The sequence below is a fragment of the Geodermatophilus tzadiensis genome, assembly GCF_003002915.1.
In the GTDB taxonomy this organism is placed as follows: domain Bacteria; phylum Actinomycetota; class Actinomycetes; order Mycobacteriales; family Geodermatophilaceae; genus Geodermatophilus; species Geodermatophilus tzadiensis.
Map to the genome: position 1 here is coordinate 357185 of NZ_PVTG01000001.1, position 23763 is coordinate 380947.

The 23763-nt window shown below is 75.2% G+C and carries 24 protein-coding genes; 6 read left to right on the forward strand and 18 right to left on the reverse strand.

The genetic code is table 11. The annotated features are described in order from the left end of the window. Positions 1-16: 16 nt before the first annotated feature. A complete protein-coding gene (galE, locus tag LY71_RS01625; RefSeq protein WP_106275222.1) occupies positions 17-973 on the forward strand; it encodes a UDP-glucose 4-epimerase GalE in 957 nt (318 codons plus the stop codon). A 63-nt stretch (positions 974-1036) separates the two neighbouring features. On the opposite strand, the gene LY71_RS01630 is transcribed toward galE, so the two are convergent. After that, positions 1037-2353, reverse strand: a complete 1317-nt coding sequence (locus tag LY71_RS01630; protein ID WP_106275223.1) for a hemolysin family protein — start codon at positions 2351-2353, stop codon at positions 1037-1039. A gap of 201 nt (positions 2354-2554) precedes the next feature. Here LY71_RS01630 and LY71_RS23905 point away from each other — a divergent pair, with 201 nt between their 5' ends. Beyond that, positions 2555-3676 carry a CAP domain-containing protein gene (locus LY71_RS23905; RefSeq protein WP_106275224.1) on the forward strand — a complete coding sequence of 374 codons (1122 nt, stop codon included), beginning with the start codon at positions 2555-2557 and terminating at the stop codon, positions 3674-3676. 15 nt (positions 3677-3691) lie between these two features. On the opposite strand, the gene LY71_RS23910 is transcribed toward LY71_RS23905, so the two are convergent. From LY71_RS23910 to LY71_RS01660, 6 genes are all read right to left on the reverse strand, one after another. Continuing rightward, positions 3692-4201, reverse strand: a complete 510-nt coding sequence (locus LY71_RS23910; protein WP_245887597.1) for an endonuclease domain-containing protein — start codon at positions 4199-4201, stop codon at positions 3692-3694. Beyond that, positions 4202-4576 carry a hypothetical protein gene (locus LY71_RS23915; protein ID WP_245887598.1) on the reverse strand — a complete coding sequence of 125 codons (375 nt, stop codon included), beginning with the start codon at positions 4574-4576 and terminating at the stop codon, positions 4202-4204. It abuts the gene before it with no gap. A gap of 193 nt (positions 4577-4769) precedes the next feature. Further along, positions 4770-5984 carry an NADP-dependent isocitrate dehydrogenase gene (locus LY71_RS01645; protein WP_106275225.1) on the reverse strand — a complete coding sequence of 405 codons (1215 nt, stop codon included), beginning with the start codon at positions 5982-5984 and terminating at the stop codon, positions 4770-4772. A 62-nt stretch (positions 5985-6046) separates the two neighbouring features. After that, on the reverse strand, positions 6047-7000 hold the full coding sequence (gene mdh / locus LY71_RS01650; protein WP_106275226.1) for a malate dehydrogenase: 954 nt from the start codon (positions 6998-7000) through the stop codon (positions 6047-6049). A 60-nt stretch (positions 7001-7060) separates the two neighbouring features. Next, entirely contained in the window at positions 7061-7354 is a 294-nt protein-coding gene (locus tag LY71_RS01655; RefSeq protein ID WP_106275227.1) for a DUF3017 domain-containing protein, read from the reverse strand. After that, complete coding sequence (locus LY71_RS01660) at positions 7351-8220, reverse strand: bifunctional methylenetetrahydrofolate dehydrogenase/methenyltetrahydrofolate cyclohydrolase (protein WP_106275228.1); 870 nt, start codon at positions 8218-8220, stop codon at positions 7351-7353. The genes LY71_RS01655 and LY71_RS01660 overlap by 4 nt, the downstream gene beginning before the upstream one ends. Before the next feature lie 93 nt (positions 8221-8313). On the opposite strand from LY71_RS01660, the gene LY71_RS01665 reads away from it, so the two are divergent. Continuing rightward, on the forward strand, positions 8314-8928 hold the full coding sequence (locus LY71_RS01665; RefSeq protein WP_106275229.1) for a hypothetical protein: 615 nt from the start codon (positions 8314-8316) through the stop codon (positions 8926-8928). 12 nt (positions 8929-8940) lie between these two features. Here LY71_RS01665 and LY71_RS01670 read toward each other — a convergent pair whose 3' ends face one another. From LY71_RS01670 to LY71_RS01710, 9 genes are all read right to left on the reverse strand, one after another. Further along, complete coding sequence (locus tag LY71_RS01670) at positions 8941-9576, reverse strand: pentapeptide repeat-containing protein (protein WP_106275230.1); 636 nt, start codon at positions 9574-9576, stop codon at positions 8941-8943. A 75-nt stretch (positions 9577-9651) separates the two neighbouring features. After that, a complete protein-coding gene (gene purH, locus LY71_RS01675) occupies positions 9652-11205 on the reverse strand; it encodes a bifunctional phosphoribosylaminoimidazolecarboxamide formyltransferase/IMP cyclohydrolase (RefSeq protein WP_106275231.1) in 1554 nt (517 codons plus the stop codon). Then, complete coding sequence (gene purN / locus LY71_RS01680) at positions 11202-11810, reverse strand: phosphoribosylglycinamide formyltransferase (protein ID WP_106275232.1); 609 nt, start codon at positions 11808-11810, stop codon at positions 11202-11204. Before purN ends, purH begins: the two co-directional genes overlap by 4 nt. Before the next feature lie 31 nt (positions 11811-11841). After that, the gene (locus LY71_RS01685; RefSeq protein ID WP_106275233.1) at positions 11842-13038 is read right to left on the reverse strand and encodes a cell division protein PerM; all 1197 of its coding nucleotides are present in this window, start codon (positions 13036-13038) and stop codon (positions 11842-11844) included. 87 nt (positions 13039-13125) lie between these two features. Next, positions 13126-14343: a hypothetical protein gene (locus LY71_RS01690; RefSeq protein ID WP_146146039.1), complete on the reverse strand. Its 1218-nt coding sequence runs from the start codon at positions 14341-14343 to the stop codon at positions 13126-13128. A gap of 222 nt (positions 14344-14565) precedes the next feature. Further along, entirely contained in the window at positions 14566-15444 is an 879-nt protein-coding gene (sucD, locus tag LY71_RS01695; protein WP_106275235.1) for a succinate--CoA ligase subunit alpha, read from the reverse strand. Positions 15445-15533: 89 nt separating this feature from the next. Then, positions 15534-16694, reverse strand: coding sequence for an ADP-forming succinate--CoA ligase subunit beta (gene sucC / locus LY71_RS01700; protein WP_106275236.1), 1161 nt, complete (start codon positions 16692-16694; stop codon positions 15534-15536). Positions 16695-16757: 63 nt separating this feature from the next. Then, on the reverse strand, positions 16758-17150 hold the full coding sequence (locus LY71_RS01705; protein ID WP_106275237.1) for a cobalamin B12-binding domain-containing protein: 393 nt from the start codon (positions 17148-17150) through the stop codon (positions 16758-16760). Beyond that, positions 17147-18229 (reverse strand): hypothetical protein, encoded by a 1083-nt coding sequence (locus tag LY71_RS01710; protein WP_106275238.1) that lies wholly within the window; start codon positions 18227-18229, stop codon positions 17147-17149. Before LY71_RS01710 ends, LY71_RS01705 begins: the two co-directional genes overlap by 4 nt. 192 nt (positions 18230-18421) lie before the next feature. Here LY71_RS01710 and LY71_RS01715 point away from each other — a divergent pair, with 192 nt between their 5' ends. After that, on the forward strand, positions 18422-19318 hold the full coding sequence (locus tag LY71_RS01715; RefSeq protein ID WP_106275472.1) for an alpha/beta fold hydrolase: 897 nt from the start codon (positions 18422-18424) through the stop codon (positions 19316-19318). A gap of 191 nt (positions 19319-19509) precedes the next feature. Beyond that, positions 19510-20292, forward strand: a complete 783-nt coding sequence (locus tag LY71_RS01720; RefSeq protein ID WP_245887599.1) for a M23 family metallopeptidase — start codon at positions 19510-19512, stop codon at positions 20290-20292. Positions 20293-20404: 112 nt separating this feature from the next. Here the strand turns inward: LY71_RS01720 and LY71_RS01725 are convergent, their stop codons facing one another. Together LY71_RS01725 and pcrA are read right to left on the reverse strand one after the other, a co-directional pair. Beyond that, the gene (locus LY71_RS01725; RefSeq protein ID WP_106275240.1) at positions 20405-20698 is read right to left on the reverse strand and encodes a DUF1330 domain-containing protein; all 294 of its coding nucleotides are present in this window, start codon (positions 20696-20698) and stop codon (positions 20405-20407) included. Positions 20699-20896: 198 nt separating this feature from the next. Then, positions 20897-23191, reverse strand: coding sequence for a DNA helicase PcrA (gene pcrA / locus LY71_RS01730; RefSeq protein ID WP_106275241.1), 2295 nt, complete (start codon positions 23189-23191; stop codon positions 20897-20899). Positions 23192-23440: 249 nt separating this feature from the next. On the opposite strand from pcrA, the gene LY71_RS01735 reads away from it, so the two are divergent. Beyond that, positions 23441-23716, forward strand: a complete 276-nt coding sequence (locus LY71_RS01735) for a chorismate mutase (RefSeq protein ID WP_106275242.1) — start codon at positions 23441-23443, stop codon at positions 23714-23716. The last annotated feature ends 47 nt before the right edge of the window (positions 23717-23763 follow it).

The following is a 23763-nucleotide window of genomic DNA, read 5'->3' on the forward strand; positions in this document are numbered from 1 at the left end:
CTCTTAAGGTGGCCCCGTGCGCGTACTCGTCGCCGGTGGGGCCGGCTACATCGGCAGCGTAGTCACCGCCGTCCTCCTCGAGGGCGGCCACGAGGTCACGGTGCTCGACGACCTCTCGACCGGACACGCCGACGCGGTGCCCGAGGGCGCCCGTCTGGTGCGGTCGACGCTGCAGGAGTCGGGGCCGGTGCTGGCCGACGTCCGGCCCGAGGCGGTGCTGCACTTCGCCGCGAAGAGCCTGGTCGGCGAGTCGCAGGTGAAGCCGGAGCTGTACTGGGAGCACAACGTCGGCGGCTCGCTGGCGCTGCTGGAGGCGATGCGGGCGGTCGACTGCCGGCGGATCGTCTTCTCCTCCACCGCCGCCACCTACGGCGAGCCCGAGCAGGTGCCCATCCGCGAGGACGCGCCGACCCGGCCCACCAACACCTACGGCGCCACCAAGCTCGCCGTCGACGCGATGCTGACCTCGTACGCGGCCGCGCACGACTTCGCCGCGGTGAGCCTGCGCTACTTCAACGTGGCCGGCGCCGCCCACGGCCTGGGCGAGCGGCACACCACCGAGACCCACCTCATCCCCATCGCGCTGCAGGTCGCGGCCGGCCGGCGCGAGTCGATCACCGTCTACGGCGAGGACTACCCGACCCCCGACGGCACCTGCATCCGCGACTACATCCACGTCTCCGACCTCGCCGACGCGCACCTGCTGGCGCTGACCGCGCCGGAGCCGGGCGAGCACCGGGTCTACAACCTGGGCAACGGCACCGGCTTCTCCGTGCAGCAGGTGGTCGACGCCGTCCGCGAGGTGACCGGGCACCCGGTGCCGGTCGAGGTCGGCCCCCGGCGCGCCGGCGACCCGGCGCAGCTGGTGGCCTCCAGCGACCGGATCCGCGCCGACCTGGGCTGGGCGCCGCGGCACACCGACCTCACCGGCATCGTGCGGGACGCCTGGGAGGTCGCCCAGCAGCGCGCCTGAGCGGCCCCTCTGCAGGGGCCCGCCGCGAGCGTGCGAGCGGTGGGGGGCAGAGGGGTCCTTCCGCTATGCCTCGGGGTCGGCGACGGCGGGCTCGGGGTCGGCGGCGCGGGTGACGGCGAGGCGGGCGATCCGCCGTCCGTCGAGCTCGACGACGGTGAGCGTGCGCCCCTCGGCCTCCACGGCGTCGCCCACCTCGGGCAGCCGGCCGAGCTCGGCGAGCACGTACCCGGCGACGGTCTCGTAGGGCCCCTCGGGCAGCCGCAGGCCGGTGGCCTCGGCGAAGTCGTCGAGGTTGAGCAGCCCGTCGAGCTCCTGCGGCCCGCCGGGCACCTCGCCGTCCTCCGCGGCGACCTCCTCGTCGTACTCGTCGTAGATCTCCCCGATGACCTCCTCGATGAGGTCCTCGAGGGTGACGATGCCGTCGGTGCCGCCGTACTCGTCGACGACGATCGCCAGGTGCTGGTTCTCCCGGCGCATCTCCGACAGGGCGGTCAGCACGCCGGCGGTGCCGGGCAGCCGCTTCACCTCGCGGGCGAGGTCGCCGACGGTCGCCGCGCGGCCGGCCGGGTGGGTCGGCAGCAGCAGGTCGCGCACGTGCACGAAGCCGACGACGTCGTCCTGGTCGCGGCCGGCCACCGGGTAGCGCGACCAGTTGGAGTCGGCGACCTGGCGGGCGGCCCGGCTGACCGTGGTGGAGGCCTCGAGGAACTCCACCTCGGTGCGCGGGGTCATCACCTCGCGCACCTCGCGGTCGCCGGCGCGGAACACCTCGTCGATGAGCCGGCGCTCGTCGCTGCTCAGCGACTCGTGCGCGGCGACCAGGTCGCGCAGCTCCTCCTGGCTGATCGCCTCGCCGCTGGCCTTCGGGTCGCCGCCGAGCAGGCGTACCAGCACGTTCGTCGACGCCGACAGCAGCCAGATGACCGGGCGGGAGAGCCGGGCGATGGCGTTCAGCGGCCGGGCGACGAGCAGCGAGAAGCCCTCGGCGCGCTGCAGCGCCAGCCGCTTGGGCGTCAGCTCGCCGACCACCAGCGAGAGGTAGCTGATGGCGATGGTGACCAGGACGAAGGCCAGCGTGCCGGCGAGGCCCTCCCGCAGTCCCCGCTGCACCAGCCAGTCGGCGAACGGCTGCGACAGGGTGCTGGCCCCGAACGCCGCGGAGAAGAAGCCGGCCAGCGTCACCCCGACCTGCACCGCGGACAGAAAGCGGTTGGGGTCGCTGAGCAGGCGCTGCACGGCCCGCCCGCGGCGGCCGCGCTCGGCCAGCGTCCGGACCTGCGACTCCCGCAGGGAGACCAGTGCGATCTCCGCGCCGGCGAAGAAGCCGCCGACCAGGACGAAGACGACGACCATGACGGCGTCGAGCCAGACGTCGCTCACCGGCGGCGCGCTCCTCGGTGTTCGGGGACGGCGCCTCGGGTCGACGCCGGGGTCCATGCTGCCGGGGTCCGTCGGGCCTGCCCACACCGGCGTCCGCGACGGGAGCCGCGGGTAGTGACCCTGGCGATCACGGTTCGGTCACGGCTAGTCTTCACGAAGTCACAGAAGGTGACTTGTCGACTTACGTGAGGTCTTCCCCTCGTGCGCCACCGCCTGCCCTCCCCGCCGCCCGCCCGCCGTGCCGCCCGTCCGGTCCCGCTGCCGCGCGCCCGCCGCCTCGGCCTCTGGCGGGTCCTCCTCGTCGTCCTGGTCGTCGCCGGGGTCGTCCTGCTCGTCCCGCTGCTGGCCGCCGGCCGCGGCGGGCTGACCGCGGCCGAGTCCGCGGCGACCTCGGCCGGGGTCCCCACCGCGGACGAGCCGCTCACCGGCGTGGTGGAGCTCGGCGTCGACGGGGAGACGACCGCACCGGAGACGACGCCCGGGTCGGGGCCCGCCGGGTCCTCGGCGGCCGCCTCCTCCGCGGGGTCGCCGTCCGCCCGCTCGTCATCGGCGGGGTCGTCCGCCGGCTCGTCCGCTGCCGGTGCGCCGTCGGCGCCGGGCGCGACGGCGGATGCAGAGGCGACGTCCGGCGGGGCGACGTCCGGCGGGGCGGCGTCCGGCGGGGCGGCGTCCGGTGGGACCTCGTCCGGTCCGGCCACGACCGGCTCGTCGCCGGCCCCGGGCTCCGCGACCGGTGCCGCGGGGCCGGCCTCGTCGGCCGGCGGCTCGTCGTCCGGCAGCCCGTCGGGCAGCAGCTCCTCGTCGGCCGGGTCGTCGTCGGCCGGGTCGTCGTCGGCCGGGTCGTCGTCGGCCGGGTCGTCGTCGGCGGGGACCTCCTCCGCGGTGCCGGGCACCTCGGGCTCGCCGTCGCCGTCGGGCGGGCCGGTGGCGCAGGCCGCCGTCCCGGCGGGGTCCTCCACGGAGGGGGCGGTACTGGCGCTGGTCAACCAGGAGCGCGCCGCCGCCGGGTGCGCCCCCGTGGCCGCGGACGCGGCGCTGGCCGCCGTCGCCCGGGCGCACAGCGCGGACATGCGCGACCGCGGCTACTTCTCGCACGACACCCCGGAGGGGCTCGACCCCTTCGACCGGGCGCGGGCCGCCGGGGTGACCTACGCGCGGGCGGAGAACATCGCCCAGGGGCAGCGCGACCCGGCCGCGGTCATGGCGGCGTGGATGAACAGCGCCGGGCACCGGGCCAACATCCTCAACTGCTCGCTGACGAAGCTCGGTGTGGGTGTGGTCGAGGGCTCCGGCGGCCCCTGGTGGACCCAGCTCTTCGGCTGACCCACGACCGGCCGGTCACCCCGGGGAGAGGATCCGGGCCAGGTCGGCGAGCAGGACGTCGGGACGACGGAGGTCGCTCTTGGTCACGAAGTGGACCCGCCAGCCGGCGGCCAGGAGCCCGTTGATCCGGCGTCGGTCGCGCGGCAGCTCGTCGGGAGCGCCGTGCCAGGCCCCGTCGTACTCCAGGGCCAGCCGATGCTCCGGCCAGGCGAAGTCGACCCGCGCGACGAAGCGGCCGCCGCTCCGGACCTCGTACTGGGCGACCGGACGGGGCAGGCCCGACCGGTGCAGCAGGAGCCGCAACCGCGTCTCGGGTGGTGACTGCGCGAGCCCGTCGGCGAGTGCGACGGCCCGCCGGGCGTAGGCGCTCCCGCGGCAGCGGGGCAGGACCGCGACGGCGGACCGCACGTCCGCGAGGTCGACCACCCGGGCGTGCACCAGGCGGTCGAGCAGGACCACGGCCTCGTCGGTCCCGTCCCGGCGGGCGAGGTCCACCGCGGTGCGGACGCGGCCGGTCCAGCGCAATCACGGGCCGTCCCGGACGACCTCGCCGTCCAACGGGGCGCTCCGGACGGCGACGCCCGGACCGGGACTCCAGCGCGTCCCGGGCGGCAGCACGACGTCCACCGGGTCCTCGGCCGTCGCCACGTCGGGTGCACCCCAGAGCACCGCCGCGGTCAGCCCACCCAGCGCGGCCGACCGCGGCATGACCAGGCTGACGCCACGGGCCAGGAGCCGGTGGTCGACGGGGAGCGCGGCGTCGGCGTGGACGTCCTGGCGGAGTCTGCGCCAGGCGCTGCTCCGCAGCTCGTCCGCCGTCAGCACGCCGGCAGCCACGGCCCAGGTGCCCCGGAACACCCGCCCGCGGAGCAGCGGCGGACGGCGGGGCGCGACGGGCACCGGTGGAGCCTGCCGGTCCTCCGCCACCGACCGCTCCCGCCGTCCACAGGCGTGATCACCTCGGATCGGGAGGGTCCTCGGCGGCGATGAGGCCCCGCTGCACCCGAGGTGATCACCGCCAGGACGCGCGGTGGCCCCCTCACCCGGAGGTGAGGGGGCCACCGGCGTCAGGCGACCAGGTCAGGCCACCACGTCAGGCCATGGCCTTCTGCAGGTTGGTGTCGATGGCCGCCAGGAAGTCCTGGGTGGTGAGCCACGGCTGGTCCTTGCTGATCAGCAGCGCGAGGTCCTTGGTCATCTGGCCGCCCTCGACGGTGTCGATGCAGACCTTCTCCAGGGTCTCGGCGAACCGGGTGACCTCGGGGGTGTCGTCCAGCTTGCCGCGGTGGGCCAGGCCCCGGGTCCAGGCGAAGATCGACGCGATCGGGTTGGTCGAGGTCTCCTTGCCCTGCTGGTGCTGCCGGTAGTGGCGGGTCACCGTGCCGTGGGCAGCCTCGGCCTCGACGGTGCGGCCGTCGGGGCTCATCAGCACCGAGGTCATCAGGCCGAGCGAGCCGAAGCCCTGCGCCACGGTGTCGGACTGGACGTCGCCGTCGTAGTTCTTGCACGCCCAGACGTAGCCGCCCTCCCACTTGAGGGACGCCGCGACCATGTCGTCGATGAGGCGGTGCTCGTAGGTGATGCCGGCCTCGTCGAACTTCGCCTTGAACTCGGCCTCGAAGACCTCCTGGAACAGGTCCTTGAACCGGCCGTCGTAGGCCTTGAGGATCGTGTTCTTCGTCGACAGGTACACCGGGTACTGCCGGTTGAGGCCGTAGTTCATCGAGGCGCGGGCGAAGTCGCGGATGGAGTCGTCGAGGTTGTACATCGCCATCGCGACGCCGCCGCCGGGCGACTGGAAGACCTCGTGCTCGATCGGCGCCGAGCCGTCGGCGGGCTGGAAGCTGATCGTCAGCGTGCCCTCGCCGGGGAACTTGAAGTCGGTGGCGCGGTACTGGTCGCCGAACGCGTGACGGCCGACGACGATCGGCTTGGTCCAGCCGGGCACCAGCCGCGGCACATTCTGCATGATGATCGGCTCGCGGAAGATGACGCCGCCGAGGATGTTGCGGATCGTCCCGTTCGGGGAGCGCCACATCTTCTTCAGGCCGAACTCCTCGACCCGCGCCTCGTCCGGCGTGATGGTGGCGCACTTGACGCCCACGCCGTGCTGCTTGATGGCGTTGGCGGAGTCGACGGTGACCTGGTCGTCGGTGGCGTCGCGGTGCTCGATGCCCAGGTCGTAGTACTCCAGGTTGACGTCGAGGTACGGCAGGATCAGCTGGTCCTTGATGAACTGCCAGATGATCCGGGTCATCTCGTCGCCGTCGAGCTCGACGACGGTGCCCTCGACCTTGATCTTGCTCACGTCAGGCATTCCCTCTCTACAGCTCCGGCCCGTCGGGCCGGAAGTCGGTCACAGGCCGGCCCTCACAGGTCGGCCACGTCGGCCTGCTTGGCGCGCACCGCCTCGGCCGCCTCGCGCAGCCCGGCCAGCTCGCTCTCGGACAGGTCCCCCTCGACCACCCGGCGCACACCCTCGCGCCCGATCTCGGCCTCGACGCCCAGGTAGACGCCGGAGATCCCGTACTCCCCGTCGACCCACGCGCACACGGGCATGACCGCACCGGAGTCCTCGATGACGGCGCGGGCCATGCGGGCAGCGGCCGCGGACGGCGCGTAGTACGCCGACCCGGTCTTGAGCAGCGCGACGACCTCCGCGCCGCCGTTGCGGGTGCGGTCGACGAGGTGCTCGATGCGGTCGGCGGGGAGCACGTCGGCCAGCGGCTTGCCGTCGACGGTGCAGCGCGAGGGCACCGGCACCATCGTGTCGCCGTGCGAGCCGAGCGTCAGCGTCCGCACCGAGGACACCGGGACGCCGAGCTCCTCGGCGACGTTGTTGCTGAACCGGGCGGTATCGAGCATCCCGGCCTGGCCCATGACCCGGTTCCTCGGGAACCCGGTGGCCAGCTGGGCCAGGGCGGTCATCTCGTCGAGCGGGTTGGACACCACGATGACGACGGCGTCGGGCGAGGTCTGCGCGATGTTCTCGGCGACCTGGCGGACGATCCCGGCGTTGGTCTCGATGAGGTCCATGCGGCTCATGCCGGGCTTGCGGGGCAGGCCCGCGGTGACCACGACGACGTCGGAGCCCTCGGTGCCCTCGTACGAGCCGCCGCCGACGCCGACGACCCTCGTCTCGAAGCCCTCGATGGGGCGGGACTGGTTGATGTCGAGGGCCAGGCCCTCGGGCTTGCCCTCGACGATGTCGGTGAGCACGACGGTCTCGAAGACGTCGTACTCGGCGAGTCGCAGGGCGGTGGTGGAGCCGTAGAAACCGGCACCGACGACGGTGACCTTGCCGTTCCGGGGCTGCTCTGCCATGCGCGTCAACCTAGCCCCGCGGTCCAGGGCGCGCGCTCCGCGGTCGGCCGCACGGCGCCGTCACGGGACCGCCAGGGTCAGCGCCGTCAGCAGGACGCCGGTCGCCGCCATGAGGACGACGTCGACCGGCCGGCTGCGGACGGCGAGGAAGCCGACCCGGCGCAGCGGCAGGACCAGCCGCAGTCCCGCGGCCGCGACGAGCGCCAGCCCGACGACGAGCAGCCCGCGCCGCCAGTGCTCCAGCGCGACCATCGCCAGCCCCACGCCGACCGCCACCAGCACCGCGAGCAGCGGCAGCTGGCGCAGCACGCCGGCCAGGAAGGGCCGGCGCGTGTAGAGCGGCGGGCGGCTCACGCCGACAGCGCCTCGACGCCCGCGGCCCGCTCGGCGGCCAGGACGACGTTCTGCAGCAGCATCGCCCGGGTCATCGGCCCGACGCCGCCCGGATTGGGCGCCACGAACCCGGCCACGTCGGCGACGTCCGCGGCGACGTCCCCGGCGATCCTGCCGTCGACCCGGCTGACGCCGACGTCGAGCACCGCGGCACCGGGCTTGACGACGTCGGCCGTGACCAGCCCCGGCACGCCGGCCGCGGCGACGACGACGTCGGCGGTGCGCAGGTGCGCGGCCAGGTCGCGGGTGCCGGTGTGGCAGAGGGTGACCGTCGCGTTCTCGGTGCGGCGGGTGAGCAGCAGACCGAGCGGACGTCCCACGGTGATCCCGCGGCCGACGACGACGACCTCCGCGCCGGCGACCGGGACCCCGAAGCGGCGCAGCAGCTCCACGATGCCGACCGGGGTGCACGGCAGCGGCCCGTCGACGCCGAGCACGAGCCGGCCGAGGTTGACCGGGTGCAGGCCGTCGGCGTCCTTGGCCGGGTCCATGGCCTCGAGGACGGCGTACTCGTCGACCTGCCGCGGCAGCGGGAGCTGGACGATGTAGCCGGTGCACGCCGGGTCGGCGTTGAGCTCCGCGACGACCTCGAGGACGTCGGCCGGCGTGGCCGTCGCGGGGAGCTCGCGCTGGATGCTGGCGATGCCGACCTGCGCGCAGTCGGAGTGCTTGGCGTCGACGTACCAGCGGCTGCCCGGGTCGTCGCCGACGAGCAGCGTGCCCAGCCCCGGACGGTGGCCGGCGGCGATCAGCGCGGCGACCCGCGCGGTGAGCTCCTGACGGATGGTCGCAGCGGTCGCCTTGCCGTCGAGGATCGTCGCGGGCACCCCGACAGTGTGCCGGAGGCGGCCCCGGGGCAGCCCTCCCGGCCCTACCCTCGCAGCCGAGTCCTCCCGCACCGCGGCCCGCCAGGAGAGCAAATGACCGAGCGCGACCCGTCCTCCGGCCAGGTCGGCGCCGGCGAGCAGCGCGACTGGCGGGAGCAGACGACGCCCGGCCTGTCCCCGGCGGCGACCGGCGGGTACGGCTCCCCCGGTACGGGCGAGAACCCCTACCTGACGCCGGACCGCTCCACCGAGCCGGTCGCCGTCCGCGGGCCGGACTCCCTGGGCGGCCTGCTGTGCCTGCTGGCCGGGATCGCGGCCGCGGTGAGCCTGGCGCTGAGCTGGCTGCGCGAGCCGGGCGACATCGGGTGGGACCTCGTCGTCCGCGGCTTCGACGAGTTCGGGAGCGGGTTCGGGACCCTGGTCGACTCCGGGTTCTGGCAGCCGCTGGCCGTCGTCCTCGGTGGCGGCGTGCTGCTGCTCCTGGGCCTGCTGATGTGGCTGCCGGCGCGCACGCACCGCTTCCTGGGCGTGGTGGCGCTGTTCGTCAGCCTGCTCGCGCTGGCCGCGGTGCTGGTGCCGCTGGCCTCCGAGGAGTGGGACCCCGCCGCGTTCCGGCTGGGCTTCTGGTTCGCCTGCGCCGTCAGCGTCCTGGGCCTGCTCGGCGCGCTCAAGGCCATGCTCACCGGCCGGCGGTACGCCCGGCGCTGAGCGGCCGGGCGCTCAGCCGTCGACGACGGCGCCGTGCGCGAGGGCGACCTGCACCGCCTGGCCGACGTCCAGGCGGACGCCGGTGAGCTCGATCGCCCGCCACGCCAGCGCCTCGGTGCGCGCGCCGCGCAGGTCGCTGCCCCGCAGCCGGGTGCCGCGCTGCACGCGGGCGCGGTCGAGGTCGGCGCCGGTGAGGTCGCACTCGCGCAGGTCGGCGTCGGTGAGGTCGGCCTCGCGGAACCGCTGGCCGGACAGGTCGCTGCCGGAGAGGTCCACGCCGCGCAGCGAGGTCCAGCTCCAGTCGGAGTCGGTGGTGGTCAGCGGCCGCAGCACCGCGCCGGGGAACTGCGAGCCGGTGAGCTTGCAGCCCTCCCACACCGCGTCGAAGAGCCGGGCCCGGTCGAAGCGGCAGGACAGGAACGCGCTCCCCCGGTGCCGCGAGCCGCTCAGCCGCACGCCGGTGAGCACACAGGAGTCGAACACGCAGCGCCGGGTGACCAGCTCGGTGAGGTCGGCGTCGTCGAAGCGGCAGCGGGTGAAGGTGACGTCCTCCAGCTCGGCGCCCCACCAGTCGACCCGCGCGAGGTCGGCGCCGACCAGCTCGGCGCCGACCTCGGGCGGCTGGACGTGTGGTCGGGCGTTGCGCACCTGCGCAGGCTACGGCGGCCCCGCTGCAGGGTCCCGCCGCGAGCGTGCGAGCGGTGGGGGCAGCGGGGTCCTTCCTCAGTGGGCGAAGTGGCGGGTGCCGGTGAGGTAGAGCGGGACGCCGGCCGCGCGCGCCGCGGCGACGACCTCCTCGTCACGCACCGACCCGCCCGGCTGCACCACCGCCCGCACCCCGGCGTCGAGCAGCACCTGCAGTCCGTCGGCGAACGGGAAGAACGCGTCGGACGCGGCCACCGACCCCGCGGCCCGCTCCCCCGCCCGGGCTACCGCCAGCCGGGCCGAGTCGACCCGGTTCACCTGGCCCATGCCGACGCCGACGGTGGCCTTGTCGTGGGCCAGCAGGATGGCGTTGCTCTTCACCGCGCGCACCGAGCGCCAGGCGAACACCAGGTCGTCGAGGCCGGCGGCGTCCACCGGCTCCCCGCAGGCCAGCGTCCAGGTGGTGGGGTCGTCGCCGTCGGCGTCGATGCGGTCGGCGCTCTGCAGCAGCAGCCCGCCGCTCACGGGGCGCAGCTCGACCGGGGGCCGGCCGGCATCGGGCAGCCGCAGCAGCCGGATGTTCTTCTTCGCCGTCAGCACCTCGACGGCGTCCCGGGTGAACGAGGGGGCCACGACCACCTCGGTGAACACGCCGGCCACCTGCTCGGCCATCGCCAGGTCGACCTCGCGGTTGGCCGCGATCACCCCGCCGAAGGCCGACACCGGGTCGCAGGCGTGCGCCTTGCGGTGGGCGGCGGCGATGTCGGTGCCGACGGCGATGCCGCAGGGGTTGGCGTGCTTGATGATCGCCACGCAGGGGTCGTCGTGGTCGTGCGCGGCCCGCCAGGCGGCGTCGGTGTCGACGTAGTTGTTGTAGGACATCTGCTTGCCGTGCAGCTGCTCGGCGTGTGCCAGCCCCGGCTCGCCGCCGCGGTAGAGCGCCGCCCGCTGGTGCGGGTTCTCCCCGTAGCGCAGCACGTCGGCGCGCTCCCAGCTCGCGGCCACCCACGTGGGGAAGCCCGAGTCGTCGTCGGGCGCGAGGACGTTGCCCATCCACGAGGCGACGGCGATGTCGTAGGAGGCGGTATGCCGGAAGGCCGCGGCCGCCAGCGACCGCCGCTGCTCGAGGGTGAAGCCGCCCGCGGCGACCGCGGCCAGCACCTCGCCGTAGCGGGCCGGGTCGACGACGACGGCGACCGACGGGTGGTTCTTCGCGGCGGCGCGCACCATCGCCGGGCCGCCGATGTCGATCTGCTCGACGCACTCGTCGGGCGACGCGCCCGAGGCCACGGTCTCGGGGAACGGGTAGAGGTTGACCACCACGAGGTCGAAGGCGGCGATGCCGAGCTCGTCGAGCTGCCGCACGTGCTCCCCGCGGCGCCGGTCGGCGAGGATGCCGGCGTGCACCGCGGGGTGCAGCGTCTTGACCCGCCCGTCGAGGCACTCGGGGAAGCCGGTGACCTGCTCGACCGGCGTCACCGGCACGCCGGCGTCGGCGATCCGGCGGGCGGTGGCGCCGGTGCTGACCAGCTCGACGCCGGCGTCGGCCAGGCCGCGGGCGAGCTCCTCGATGCCGGCCTTGTCGTAGACACCCAGCAGGGCACGGCGCACCGGGGTCCGGGTCTCGGTCATCGGGGGCTCTCCTCCGTCGTCCCGGTGACGAGTCGCGCCACCGTCTCCACCAGGAGCGTGCGCTCCACGGCCTTGATGCGTTCGTGCAGGTGCTCCTCGTCGTCGCCGGGGAGCACCGCGACCTCGCGCTGCGCCAGCACCGGCCCGGTGTCCACACCGGCGTCGACCAGGTGCACGGTGCTGCCGGTGACCTCGACCCCGGCGGCGAGCGCGTCGCGGACGGCGTGCGCGCCGGGGAAGGCCGGCAGCAGCGCCGGGTGGGTGTTGACCAGGCGGCCCTCGTAGCGGGCCAGGACGGCGGGACCGACGATCCTCATGAACCCGGCCGAGACCACCCAGTCGGGCGCGTGCGCGGCGATCGCCCCGGCCAGCGCGGCGTCCCAGGCGGCCCGGTCGGGGAAGTCGCGCAGGGCGACGGTGAACGTCGGCACGCCGCGGCGGCGGGCGTGCGCGAGGCCCGGTGCATCGCGGTCGGCGCCGACGGCGACCACCTCGACCGGGTAGCCGGGGTCCTCGGCGGCCTCGAGCAGCGCGGCGCACAGCGAGCCGGCGCCCGAGAGCAGGACGACGACCCGCGCCCGCGGGGTCGGGGCGGCGGCGGGCACGACCGCGACCCTAGACGGGGCCGCCGCCGGCTCAGCCGAGGGACCGCCAGCGGGCGACGGCGGCGGCCACCGCGGCGGCGATACCGGCCTGGGCGCCGACCGACAGCGCCGTGGCCACCGGCGGCGCGCCGACGTCGGCGAGGGCGCCGTTCCCCAGCGCGCCGCCGGCCACGGCGACGACCACACCCGAGGCGAGCCCCAGCAGCACCCCGGTGAGCACACCCCAGAGGCCGGCGACCACCGAGCCGCCGTCGTCGGCGGCGAGGCGGCGGCCCAGCGTGGTGCCGGCGACCAGGCCCGCCAGCGCCGGCACCACCTGCGAGACGAACGCCAGCAGGGGCACGGCCTGGGTGTCGGGCAGCGCGGCGAGCAGCGGCAGCGCGGGCACCGGGCCGAGGGTCACGCCGTGCACCGAGACGACGGTCGCGGTGCCGATCGAGAAGCCGGGGCCGGCCGCCACCCCGAGCGCGGCGGCGGCGGCGTTGGGCAGCAGCAGCGCGCCGAGCGCGAGCAACCCGACCGCGCCGGCGCCCGAGCCGCCCAGCGTGCGGGAGACGGCGGCGTACCCGGCGGCGTCGGCGGCCACCGCGACCGCGACGACCACCAGCCCGAGGCCGAGGGCGGTGAGCAGGCCGGTGAGCACCGCGGGCGGCACGGCGCGGGCCGGGCCGGGCAGCCGGCCGGCCGCGGTGCCGGGCAGGTCGCTCTCGCGCAGCACGCCCCAGCAGGCGGCGACGGCGGCCAGCGCCGCCGGCCCGACGGCGCAGCGGAGCACGTCGGTGCCCGCGCCCGGGCCGTCGACCGCCAGCGCGAGCAGCACGCAGAGCAGCACGTGGACGGCGACGACGGCCGCCACGACGCCGGCGGCCCCACGCGCGTCCTCGGGCCCGGCCACGCGCGTCACCCCGCGCGCGGCGCGGGAGAGCCCCCACGCGACGGCGAGGGTGAGCAGCAGCGGCGCGAGCACCAGCGGCCCCGACGGCAGCTCCAGCCCGCCGAACTGGGCGAGCAGCCACAGCTGCCCGGCCACCCGCGCCGACCCGCCGACCGGCAGGCCGCCGGAGGGGTCGAGGGTCTGCACCACGACGACGGCCAGGCCCAGGCCGACGAGGCCCAGCACGCCGACCGCGAGGGTGGCGGCGGCCGCGAGCGCGACGGGGTACCAGGGCCGGCGGGCGTCGGGGTCGGCCTGCCCGGGCAGGGGCAGGCGCGCCAGCAGGGAGACCACGTCCCCACTCTCGCAAGCCCGGCCACCGGATGGGCGGCGCACGCGCCGGGGCGGCTCCCCGGCCCGCGTCGGGCCGTCGTCGTCAGGTCAGGACGGACCCTGGCCCGAGGCGCTGGAGCCGCCGTGCCGGCCGGGGTGCTCGGCACCCGGGTCGGTGACCGGCGGCGGATCCGGCTGCCCGTACGGCGGTTGCTCGTACTGGGCCTGCTCGTACTGGGGCTGCTCGTACTGGGGCTGCTCGTACTGGGGCTGCTCGTACTGGGGCTGCTCGTACTGGGGCTGCTCGTACTGGGGCTGCTCGTACTGCTGGCCGTAGCCGGGCTGCCCGTAGGGGATCTGCCCGTACGGCGGCTGCCCGTGGTGCTGGCCGTAGCCGGGCTGCTCGTAGCCGGGCTGGCTGTAGCCGGGCTGGCCGTAGCCGGGCTGGCCGTACTGCTGGCCGTACTGCTGGCCGTACTGCTGGCCGTACTGCTGGCCGTGGCCGGGTGGGCCGTAGGGCTGCTGGCCCCAGGGCTGACCGGGAACGCCGCCGGACCCGGTCGACTGCCCGACCCCGGGGTGCCCCGACCGGCCGGGGTCCGGCGCCTGTCGGCCGGCCCACTGCGCGGCACCGGCGAGGCCGCCGGGCAGGGTGGGGCGGTCGCGCAGCTCGGGCAGCAGCCGCAGCACGGCGAACACCGTGACGGCTGCGGCGACCAGCAGCGCGAGCAGCCCGATGACGGAGAACTCGAGCGTGAGGGCCTGGAGCCAGGCGACGAGCGTGAGCAGCGCGGCCAGGCCGGCGAGACCGACGGTGACCCAGCTGCGCGGGAAGCCCAGCCGCAGCTCGACGACGGCCGGGAGCAGCGCCCACCCCGCGGCGAACAGCAGCAGCACGACGCTGAACGGCACCAGGCCGCTGACGTCGAACCCGCTGAAGGTGTAGCTCACCGTCGGCACGTCGAAGCCGGGGATGCCGAAGTCGTCGCTGGAGAAGGTGACCCACGGCAGCAGCGCCAGCACCAGGTAGAGCAGGGCACCCGCGGCGACGACGAGGTCGGCGACCTGGAGTCGCTTGACGTCGACGCCGGCGCCGGGCGGGCGTCCGGGGCCGATCGGGGGCTGCTGGCCGAGGGGGGCGCCGTACGGCTGCTGACCCCAGCCCGGTCCCGGTGCCTGCTGCTGGGCCTGAGGTTCCTGGGCGTACGGATGCCGGTCCGGAGCGGGCTGACCCGGCTGCGGCCGGCCGTACGGGGAGGCGGGAGGCTGCCCGTGTCCCGGCTGCCCGGGCACCCCGGGCTGCTGGGGCGGCTGACTGGACCCCATGCGTGGACTCCCTCTCGTCACATCGGCCAGGCGCGGGTGCTCCTGCCCTCGGGGACCGGCAGCAACCACGCCACACCCTCCTCCCCGGCCCGGGCGGGAATCGCGGTGGCCTGGTCGGACACCGGCCGCCTGCCGGGCGCGACCACCGCCGCGTACGCGCAGGGGGCGCCCGCCAGGTCCGTCGTGCGGACCAGGCGGGCACCCCCCGGAGCGGTCGCGGACTCAGGCGCCGACGAGCTCCCGCATGAGGCGGGCGGTCTCCGACGGGGTCTTGCCCACGCGGACGCCGGCGGCCTCGAGGGCCTCCTTCTTGGCCTGCGCGGTGCCGGCCGAGCCGGACACGATGGCGCCGGCGTGGCCCATCGTCTTGCCCTCGGGCGCGGTGAACCCGGCGACGTAGCCGACGACCGGCTTGGTCACGTTGGCCCTGATGAAGTCGGCGGCCCGCTCCTCGGCGTCGCCGCCGATCTCGCCGATCATCACGATGGCCTCGGTCTCCGGGTCCTCCTGGAAGGCCTGGAGCGCGTCGATGTGCGTGGTGCCGATGACCGGGTCGCCGCCGATGCCGATGGCGGTGGAGAAGCCGATGTCCCGGAGCTCGTACATCATCTGGTAGGTCAGCGTCCCGGACTTGCTGACCAGGCCGATCCTGCCCTGCTGGGTGATGTTGGCCGGGATGATGCCGGCGTTGGAGCGCCCGGGGCTGATCAGGCCCGGGCAGTTCGGGCCGATGATCCGGGTGGCGCCGCCCTGGGCGTGCGCCCAGAAGTAGGTCGAGTCGTGCACCGGGATGCCCTCGGTGATGACGACGGCCAGCCCGATCTGGGCGTCGACGGCCTCGATGACCGCGCCCTTGGCGCCGGCCGGCGGCACGAAGATGACGCTGACGTCGGCGCCGGTCTCCTTCATCGCCTCGGACACGCTGCCGAAGACCGGGACGCTGGCGCCCTCGAAGTCGACGTCCGTGCCGGCCTTCTTCGGGTTGACACCGCCGACGATGGCCGTGCCGGAGGCGAGCATGCGCTGGGTGTGCTTGCGCCCCTCCGAGCCGGTCATGCCCTGGACGATGACCTTGCTGTTCTCGTTGAGGAAGATCGACATCTCTTCGGGTCCTGTCTGGAGAGGCGGGCGGCCCCCTTCCAGGGGCCCGCCGCGAGCCTGCGAGTGGTGGGGAGGAAGGGGGTCCTTGCTCAGGCGGCGAGCTCGGCGGCGCGGCGCGCGGCGCCGTCCATGGTGTCCACCACGGTGACCAGCGGGTGGTTCGCCTCGGCGAGGATGCGCCGGCCCTCCTCGACGTTGTTGCCGTCGAGCCGGACCACCAGCGGCTTGGTGGCCTCGTCGCCGAGGATGCCGAGGGCGGAGACGATGCCGTTGGCGACGGCGTCGCAGGCGGTGATGCCGCCGAAGACGTTGACGAAGACGCTCTTCACGGCCGGGTCGCCGAGGATGATGTGCAGCCCGTTGGCCATCACCTCGGCCGAGGCACCGCCACCGATGTCGAGGAAGTTGGCCGGCTTGACGCCGCCGAACTCCTCGCCGGCGTAGGCGACGACGTCCAGGGTGCTCATGACCAGGCCGGCGCCGTTGCCGATGATGCCGACCTCGCCGTCGAGCTTGACGTAGTTGAGGTCCTTCTCCTTGGCCGCGGCCTCGAGCGGGTCGGCCGAGGCGGAGTCCTCGAGCGCCGCGTGGCTCTCGTGGCGGAAGGCGGCGTTCTCGTCGAGGGTCACCTTCGCGTCGAGCGCGAGCACGGTGCCGTCGGGTGCCTTGGCCAGCGGGTTGACCTCGACGAGGGTCGCGTCCTCCTTGGCGAACGCGTCCCACAGCTGCACGGCGATGGCGATCACCTGGTCGCGCACCTCGGGGGCGAACCCGGCGGCGTCGACGATCTCGGCTGCCTTGGCGGTGTCGACGCCGACCGTGGCGTCGACCGGGATGCGCGCGAGCGCCTCGGGGCGCTCGACGGCGAGCTGCTCGATCTCCATGCCGCCCTCGACGCTGGCCATGGCCAGGAAGGTGCGGTTGGCGCGGTCGAGGAGGTAGGAGAAGTAGTACTCCTCGGCGATGTCGCTGGCCTGGGCCACCATCACGCGGTGGGTGATGTGGCCCTTGATGTCCAGGCCGAGGATGTCCTGGGCCCGGGCGCGCGCCTCGTCGGCGTCGTCGGCCAGCTTCACGCCGCCGGCCTTGCCGCGCCCACCGGTCTTCACCTGCGCCTTGACGACGACGCGCGAGCCGATCTCCCGCGCGATCGCCTCGGCCTGGTCGGGTGTCTCGGCCACGCCGCCGGGCAGCACGGGCACGCCGTGCGAGGCCAGCAGGTCACGCGCCTGGTACTCGAAGAGATCCACGAACGAGCACCGTAGCTCCCGCGTTCCGGGCCCGCGTCACCGGCGTGGGGTCTATGGGCGGGGTCACAGCGGGCGGTGCGGAGTGCGGTCGGGACCGCCCTGGTCACGGTCCAGCGCGGCCACGACGTCCTCGGGAGGAGTGCCGTCGGGGAAGGTCCGGACGCCGTCCGGGACGCGGTCGCCGTTCCCCAGGACGAAGGGGGCGACGTCGTCCACGCCGGCCGCGGCCAGCCCCTCCAGCACCCCGGCCAGCAGCCCCGGCGGCGCGCCGGCCAGGCCGACGGCGTCGGCGTCCTCCTGGACCACGGTGGCCACCAGCTGGGCCGCCGAGGCCGGGACGCCGGTCAGCACCACCTCGGCGCCGGCGTCGCGCAGCGCGCGGGCCAGCGCGACGGCGCGCGGGTCGCCGGCTCCCCCGGGCCCGGCGACGACGACGCGCAGCCGCTCCCTGCTCACCCGCGGGCCGTCCGCCCCACCCGCCAGGCGAGCACCGTGAGCAGCGCGTAAGCCAGGCCCGCGACCAGCAGGCCGGCACCGGGGACGGTCCACTCGAGGTCCGGGGAGGCCACCGCGTCGCGCAGGCCGGTCAGCCCGGCGGCGAGCACGGTCACGGTGAGGGCCAGCAGCCCGCCGACGGCGGCCAGCCGGGGCCGCAGCGACGGGGCGACGACGGCGGCCAGCAGCACCGCCCCGGCCAGCAGCAGCCCGCCCAGCAGCGCCAGCCCCGGCCGCTCGAGCAGCGCCTGCGGGCCCTCCTGCTCCACGACCACCTCCAGGCCGGTGGCCGGGTCGGCGACGAGCCGGTCGGGGACGTCGGCGGCCGGCAGCGCCAGGCACAGCACGGTCAGCACGCCGAGCAGCACCGCGGCGCCGGCCAGGCCGGGCCGGGCCGGGTCGAGGGCGCCGCGGTCCTCCATGCGCGTGCGCCCCCACACCAGGACGGCGCACCCGCCGGCGAGGACGGCCATACCGAGCGCGGCGACCTGCAGCAGCCAGCCGGGACCGGTCTCGACCACGCTGGTGAGCACCCGTTCGCCGGCCAGCACCTCGATGCCGGGACGCACCGTCGAGGAGCTGCCCCGGTAGAGCTCGATGAGCAGCCCGCCGAGCGCGAGCGCCCCGCCCACCGCGGCGGCGGCCAGCCCGAAGCGCGGGACGCGGCCGACCGCCAGCCCCGCACCGACCGCGACGGAGACCAGCGGGACGAGCAGCCCTGTGAGCACGGCGCCGACGCCCCCGCCGAGGGTCAGCTCCTCGCCGCCGACGACCAGGTACCGGGGGAAGAGCGCGGCCGCGCCGGCCAGCCCGGCCAGGACGAGGAGGACGCCGGCGACCCGGGCCCCGGCGGGGACGTCGCCGACGAGGAGGCCGTCGGCGTCACCGCGGGGACGGTCGGCCGGCGCCGTCCCCTCCCCGGCCGCCGTCGGGCGCCGGTCGGGCGCCGGGCGCCGGGCCCGGGCGGCGGCCGCGCCGGTGCGCCGGTCGGTGCCGCCGCGGGTGCGGTCGTCGCGGACTGAGCGGTCCCGGCCGGCCACGGGTCCCCCTTCGTCGAGAAGTGTTCCGAACCGGACTCGATGTCGTCGACATCCGGCGCCGTCTCGTGTGACCGTCGCCACACGTGGGCATTACCGTCCTGTGAACGGAGCACGTCAGCGGTGCTCCGGTCTCCGACGGGTTCTCGGCTCCCGGGACCACGACGGCGGCCCGTGAACGGGGAGGACCAGCTCATGCGAGCGACCGAAGAAGCCGGGCGCCGTCCAGAGTCGCACACCGAGGAGCTCCTCCCGGGAGCGCCACGGGACCTCCTGCGGGCGCTGGCCTCCCCCGCCGGGGTGGCCGGCGGGCTGGCCGAGCTGGCCTGGGTGAGCGCCCACGCGCTGCTCTACCCGCTGGGCGCGCGCACCGAGGTGCTGCGGCTGGACCCCCGCGTGCGACCCGGCGAGCAGCCCCCCGCCGTCCGCGCGCTGTTCGCCGCCGACCCGCTCGCCGCCCGCATCCCCGTGCTGCTGGTGCACGGGCTGGTCGACAACCGCTCGATCTTCACCCTCATGCGCCGCGGCCTGCGCCGGCGCGGCTTCGCCCAGGTGTGCACCTGGAACTACAGCCCCTTCCTGGGCGACGTCGCCGCGGGCGCCCGCGATCTGGGAGCGCACGTCGAGCGGATCTGCGCGCAGACCGGGCACGACCAGGTGCACGTCGTCGGGCACAGCCTGGGCGGGCTGATCGCCCGCTACCACGTGCAGCGCCAGGGCGGCGCCGAGCGCGTGCGGTCCCTGGTGACCCTGGGGACGCCGCACGGCGGGTCGGTGCTGGCCCACCTGCTGCCCACCCCGATGATCCGCCAGCTGCGGCCGGGGTCCGCGGTGCTGCAGGAGCTCGCCGAGCCCGCGCCCGGCTGGTCGACGCCGGTGACCGCGGTCTACAGCGACCTCGACCAGGTCGTCGTCCCCTCCCGGGCGGGCCGCTGCGACCACCCCGACATCCGGGCGCGCAACGTGCTCGTCCGCGGCGTCGGGCACATGACCCTGCCGTTCCACCGCGGTGTCGTCGACGAGGTCGCCGCGACCCTCGCCGGGCTCCGCACCGCCGCGCCCGCCCCGCTGGCGCCGGCCGCCGTCGCCTGAGGTCTTCGTCACCGGGAGCAGACTCGGCGACACGCAGCGTCGCCTGCCGGGTCCGGACCTGACAGAACGTTACGGTCCGATCACGGCGCCGGTACCCACCGGCGGGCGCCACCCCGGCGCCTCCACCGCCGTCGCTCCCCCGACGGGCCGCCCCGCGCGGCCGCCCCGGGAGCGTGGACGAAGGGTGTCCCGTGACCCGGCAGAGTGGTCCCGCGCTCCTCGAGCGCCCGGCGGGTGGCCCCCCGCCCGTCACCGCCGTGCCGGCGCCGCCCGCCGACCGGGGCGAGGACGCCGGACCGCCGGCCGGGGCCGCCGCGCGCCGTGCCGTCCGCCGCCCGCCGGGACGACGGGGGCCGCTGTGGCTGGCCGCCCTGGTGGCCGGCGCCGTCCTCGCGGGCGTCCCCGCCTTCACCGGCGGCACCCCGGCCCCGACCACCGTCAGCGCGGCCGACTACGGCCTGGGCGCGGCCGACATCGGCCTGACCGGCGCCCTGGAGGACGCCGAGGCCCGCCGCGGCATCTCCGAGGCCGAGGCGCAGCGGCGCCTCTCCGAGCTCGCCGCCTCCCGCGCCGCCCGCGAGCCGAAGGTCGTGCTGCCGGCACAGGGCCGCATGACCACCTGCTTCTGCATGCGCTGGGGCCAGATGCACTACGGCATCGACCTCGCCGGCCCGCTGGGTACGCCGATCTACTCGGCCGCCGACGGCGTCGTGCTGCGCGCGGGCCCCGCCTCGGGCTACGGCAACGCCGTCTGGATCCAGGACGCCGACGGCAACGTGCACGTCTACGGCCACATGCGCTACTACGACGTCGAGGCCGGCGACATCGTGCACGCCGGCGACCAGATCGCCAAGATCGGCAACGAGGGCCAGTCCACCGGCCCCCACCTCCACTACCAGATCAACCGCGGCAGCATGACCGGCCGGCCGCTGGACCCCGAGGAGTGGCTCGCCGAGCACGGCGTCGCCATCTGAGCCACTCCGCCTGGGGTGTTCCTCGTGCTGTGCGGGTCCTGCAGCACCCGCACGGCACGAGGAACACCCCGCGAGACGAGGGCCCGGACGACGAGCCGTGCCGGCCTCGGCGTCAGCGGAGGTCGACCATCCCCTCCAGCACCCGCTGCCCGACGGACACGCCGTCGAGGACGCCGCGATGGCCGAGCCGCTCGGGATCGGCCAGGTACCCCCGGTAGGCCGCCTCCGAGGCGAAGGTCAGGACGTGCACCCTCGTGCCGTCCGCGGTCCGGAGCCTGCGCTCGAGGACGCCGTCGTGGCGGGCCAGCAGCGGCAGGACCAGGTCCTCGTAGCGCTGCAGAGCAGCCACACCACCCACCGGGACGTCGATCAGGACCACGACCGTGGTCGGCCGGTCGTCGGACACGGCCGCACGGTAGCCACTGCGGGTGCCGGTGTCGTGGCACGAGGCTCCCGAGCGAGCTCAGCACGGGTGGGCCACCCCGCGCTGCGGGTGTTCCTCCTGCCCCGGGGGTGCTGCAGGACCCAGGGCGTGCGGGGAACACCCCGCAGAGCAGCGGGCCGCGGCGGACACCGGACGGCCGTCCCCGCCGGGACGACGGTGTCAGAGCTTGACGAGCGGGGCGTAGCGCAGCACGAGGCGCTTGGTGCCGCCCGAGCCGAAGTCGACGGTGGCCTGCGCCTTGTCGCCGGCGCCGTTGACCTCGACCACCGTGCCGAGGCCGAACGCGTCGTGGCTGACCCGGTCGCCGACCTCGACGGAGACGACCGCGCGGTTGCCGCGGCCGCCGCGCAGCCCGCCGGTGGACAGCCCGGTGGCGGCCACCCGCTGCTGCGCCGAGGACCCGGTGCTCGGCGCCGGAGTGGGGTCCAGCCGGGCCCAGTGGACGGCGTCGGTGGGCATCTCGTCGAGGAACCGCGAGGGCGGGTTGTAGGCCGGCTGCCCCCAGCTGGTGCGCACCGTGGCGCGGGACAGGAACAGCCGCTGCTGCGCGCGGGTGATGCCCACGTAGGCCAGCCGCCGCTCCTCCTCGAGCTCCTTGGGGTCGCCCAACGCGCGCAGGTGCGGGAAGACGCCGTCCTCGAGCCCGGTGAGGAAGACGACCGGGAACTCCAGGCCCTTGGCGGTGTGCAGCGTCATCAGCGTGACGACGCCGGCCTCGTCGCCGGAGACCGGGATCTGGTCGGCGTCGGCCACCAGCGAGACCTGCTCCAGGAAGTCGGTGACCGTGCCGCCGGGGTTGGCCGCCTCGAACTCCGCGGCGACCGAGATCAGCTCGTTGAGGTTGTCGACGCGCCCCTCGTCCTGCGGGTCGGTGCTCGCCTCCAGCTCGGCGAGGTAGCCGGTGCGGTCGAGGATGCTCTCCAGCAGCGCGGCCGGCCCCGATCCGGACTCCACCAGCTGCTCGAACTCCTCCAGCAGCGCCACGAACTCCTGCACCGCCTTGAGCGAGCGCGGCGCCAGCGTGGTGATCTCCGGGCAGCGGCGCAGCGCCGAGGCGAAGGCGATCCGCTCCCGGTCGGCGAACTGCTCGATGCAGGACTCCGCCTTGTCGCCGATGCCGCGCTTGGGTGTGTTGATCACCCGGCGCAGGCTGACGACGTCGGCCGGGTTGGCCACCACCTTGAGGTAGGCCAGCGCGTCGCGGACCTCCTTGCGCTCGTAGAAGCGCACCCCGCCGACGACCTTGTAGGGCATGCCGACGCGGATGAACACCTCCTCGAAGACACGGGAGGCGTTGTTGGTGCGGTAGAAGACCGCGATGTCCTTCGGCTGCACCGTGCCGATGTCGACCAGCGCGTCGATCTGCTCGGCGACCCAGGCGGCCTCGTCGTGCTCGTTCTCGGCGACGTAGCCCTCGATCAGCTCGCCGTCACCCGCGTCGGTCCACAGGTTCTTGGGACGGCGGCCGGTGTTCTTGGCGATGACGGTGTTGGCGGCCTTGAGGATCCGCTGGGTGGAGCGGTAGTTCTGCTCGAGCAGGATCGTGGTGGCCTGCGGGTAGTCGCGCTCGAACTCGTCGATGTTGCGGATCGTCGCGCCGCGGAAGGCGTAGATCGACTGGTCGGCGTCGCCGACGACGCACAGCTCGGCCGGCGGCACCGGCCCCTCGCCCGTGCCCACCAGCTCGCGGACCAGCACGTACTGGGCGTGGTTGGTGTCCTGGTACTCGTCGACCAGCACGTGCCGGAAGCGACGGCGGTAGTGCTCGGCGACGTCGGGGAAGGCCTGCAGCAGGTTGACCGTCGTCATGATCAGGTCGTCGAAGTCCAGCGCGTGCGCCTCGCGCAGCCGCCGCTGGTAGAGCGTGTAGGCCTCCTTGAGCACCTTCTCGGGTGCCGTCTGGGGGTCGTAGGACTCCTCGTCGACCAGCTCGTTCTTCAGGTTCGACACCTGGGCGGCGAGGCTGCGGCCCGGGTAGCGCTTGGCGTCGAGGTCGAGGTCGCGGGCGACCATCGTCATCAGGCGCACGGAGTCGCCCTGGTCGTAGATCGTGAACGACGACTTCAGGCCCAGCTTGGCGGCCTCGGCGCGCAGGATGCGCACGCACATCGAGTGGAACGTCGACACCCACATGGCGCGGGCGCGGGGGCCCACCAGGGAGGCGACGCGCTCCTTCATCTCCCCGGCGGCCTTGTTGGTGAAGGTGATCGCCAGGACCTCGCCGGGCTGCACGCCGCGGGCGCCGAGCAGGTAGGCGACGCGGTGGGTGAGCACGCGGGTCTTGCCCGAGCCGGCGCCGGCGACGATGAGCAGCGGGCCGCCCTCGTGGACGACGGCCTGACGCTGGGGGCCGTTGAGGCCGGCCAGCATGCGGTCCAGTTCCCGGCCGGCCGAGCCGGGAGCGGAACGCTGGAGCGCGGCGGTACCGGGGAGGGCCTGCTGCACGCTGCTCATAGCCACACCACTGTAGTTCGGACCGACGACGGCCCCGCCCCGCGCCGGACCGGTCGTGGCGCCCGCCCGGAGTGGTGTGGCACACTGCCCGCGTGCTGCTCGCCGCCACCAGCTTTTCCTACGGACACCGGGTCCCGGTGTCCGTCGCCGCTGGCTGAGCAGCCGCTGCAACGAACGCCCCGGGCCCGAGGAGCCCGGGGCGTTTCTGGTTCCTGGGCCCGGAGGCTCCCACCCCGCCAGGAGACCGAGATGACCACCACCCGGACCACCACCCAGACCGCCGCCGACCAGCGCATCGCCGAGCTGCGCGGCGAGATCGACGCCTGCGACGCGGAGCTGATCGCGCTGGTGCAGCGCCGGCTCGCCGTCTCGCACGAGATCGGCGAGCTGCGCCGCGAGTCCGGCGGCACCCGCCTGTCGCTGGCGCGCGAGCAGCAGGTGATCGCCCGCTTCCAGGACGCGCTCGGTGCCGACGGCGCCGCGCTCGGCATGATGCTGCTCCGCCAGGGCCGCGGCCGGCTCTAGGAGGCCTCCCGCTCGGGACGACCCGTGCTCGGGCCCGGTGCAGCAGC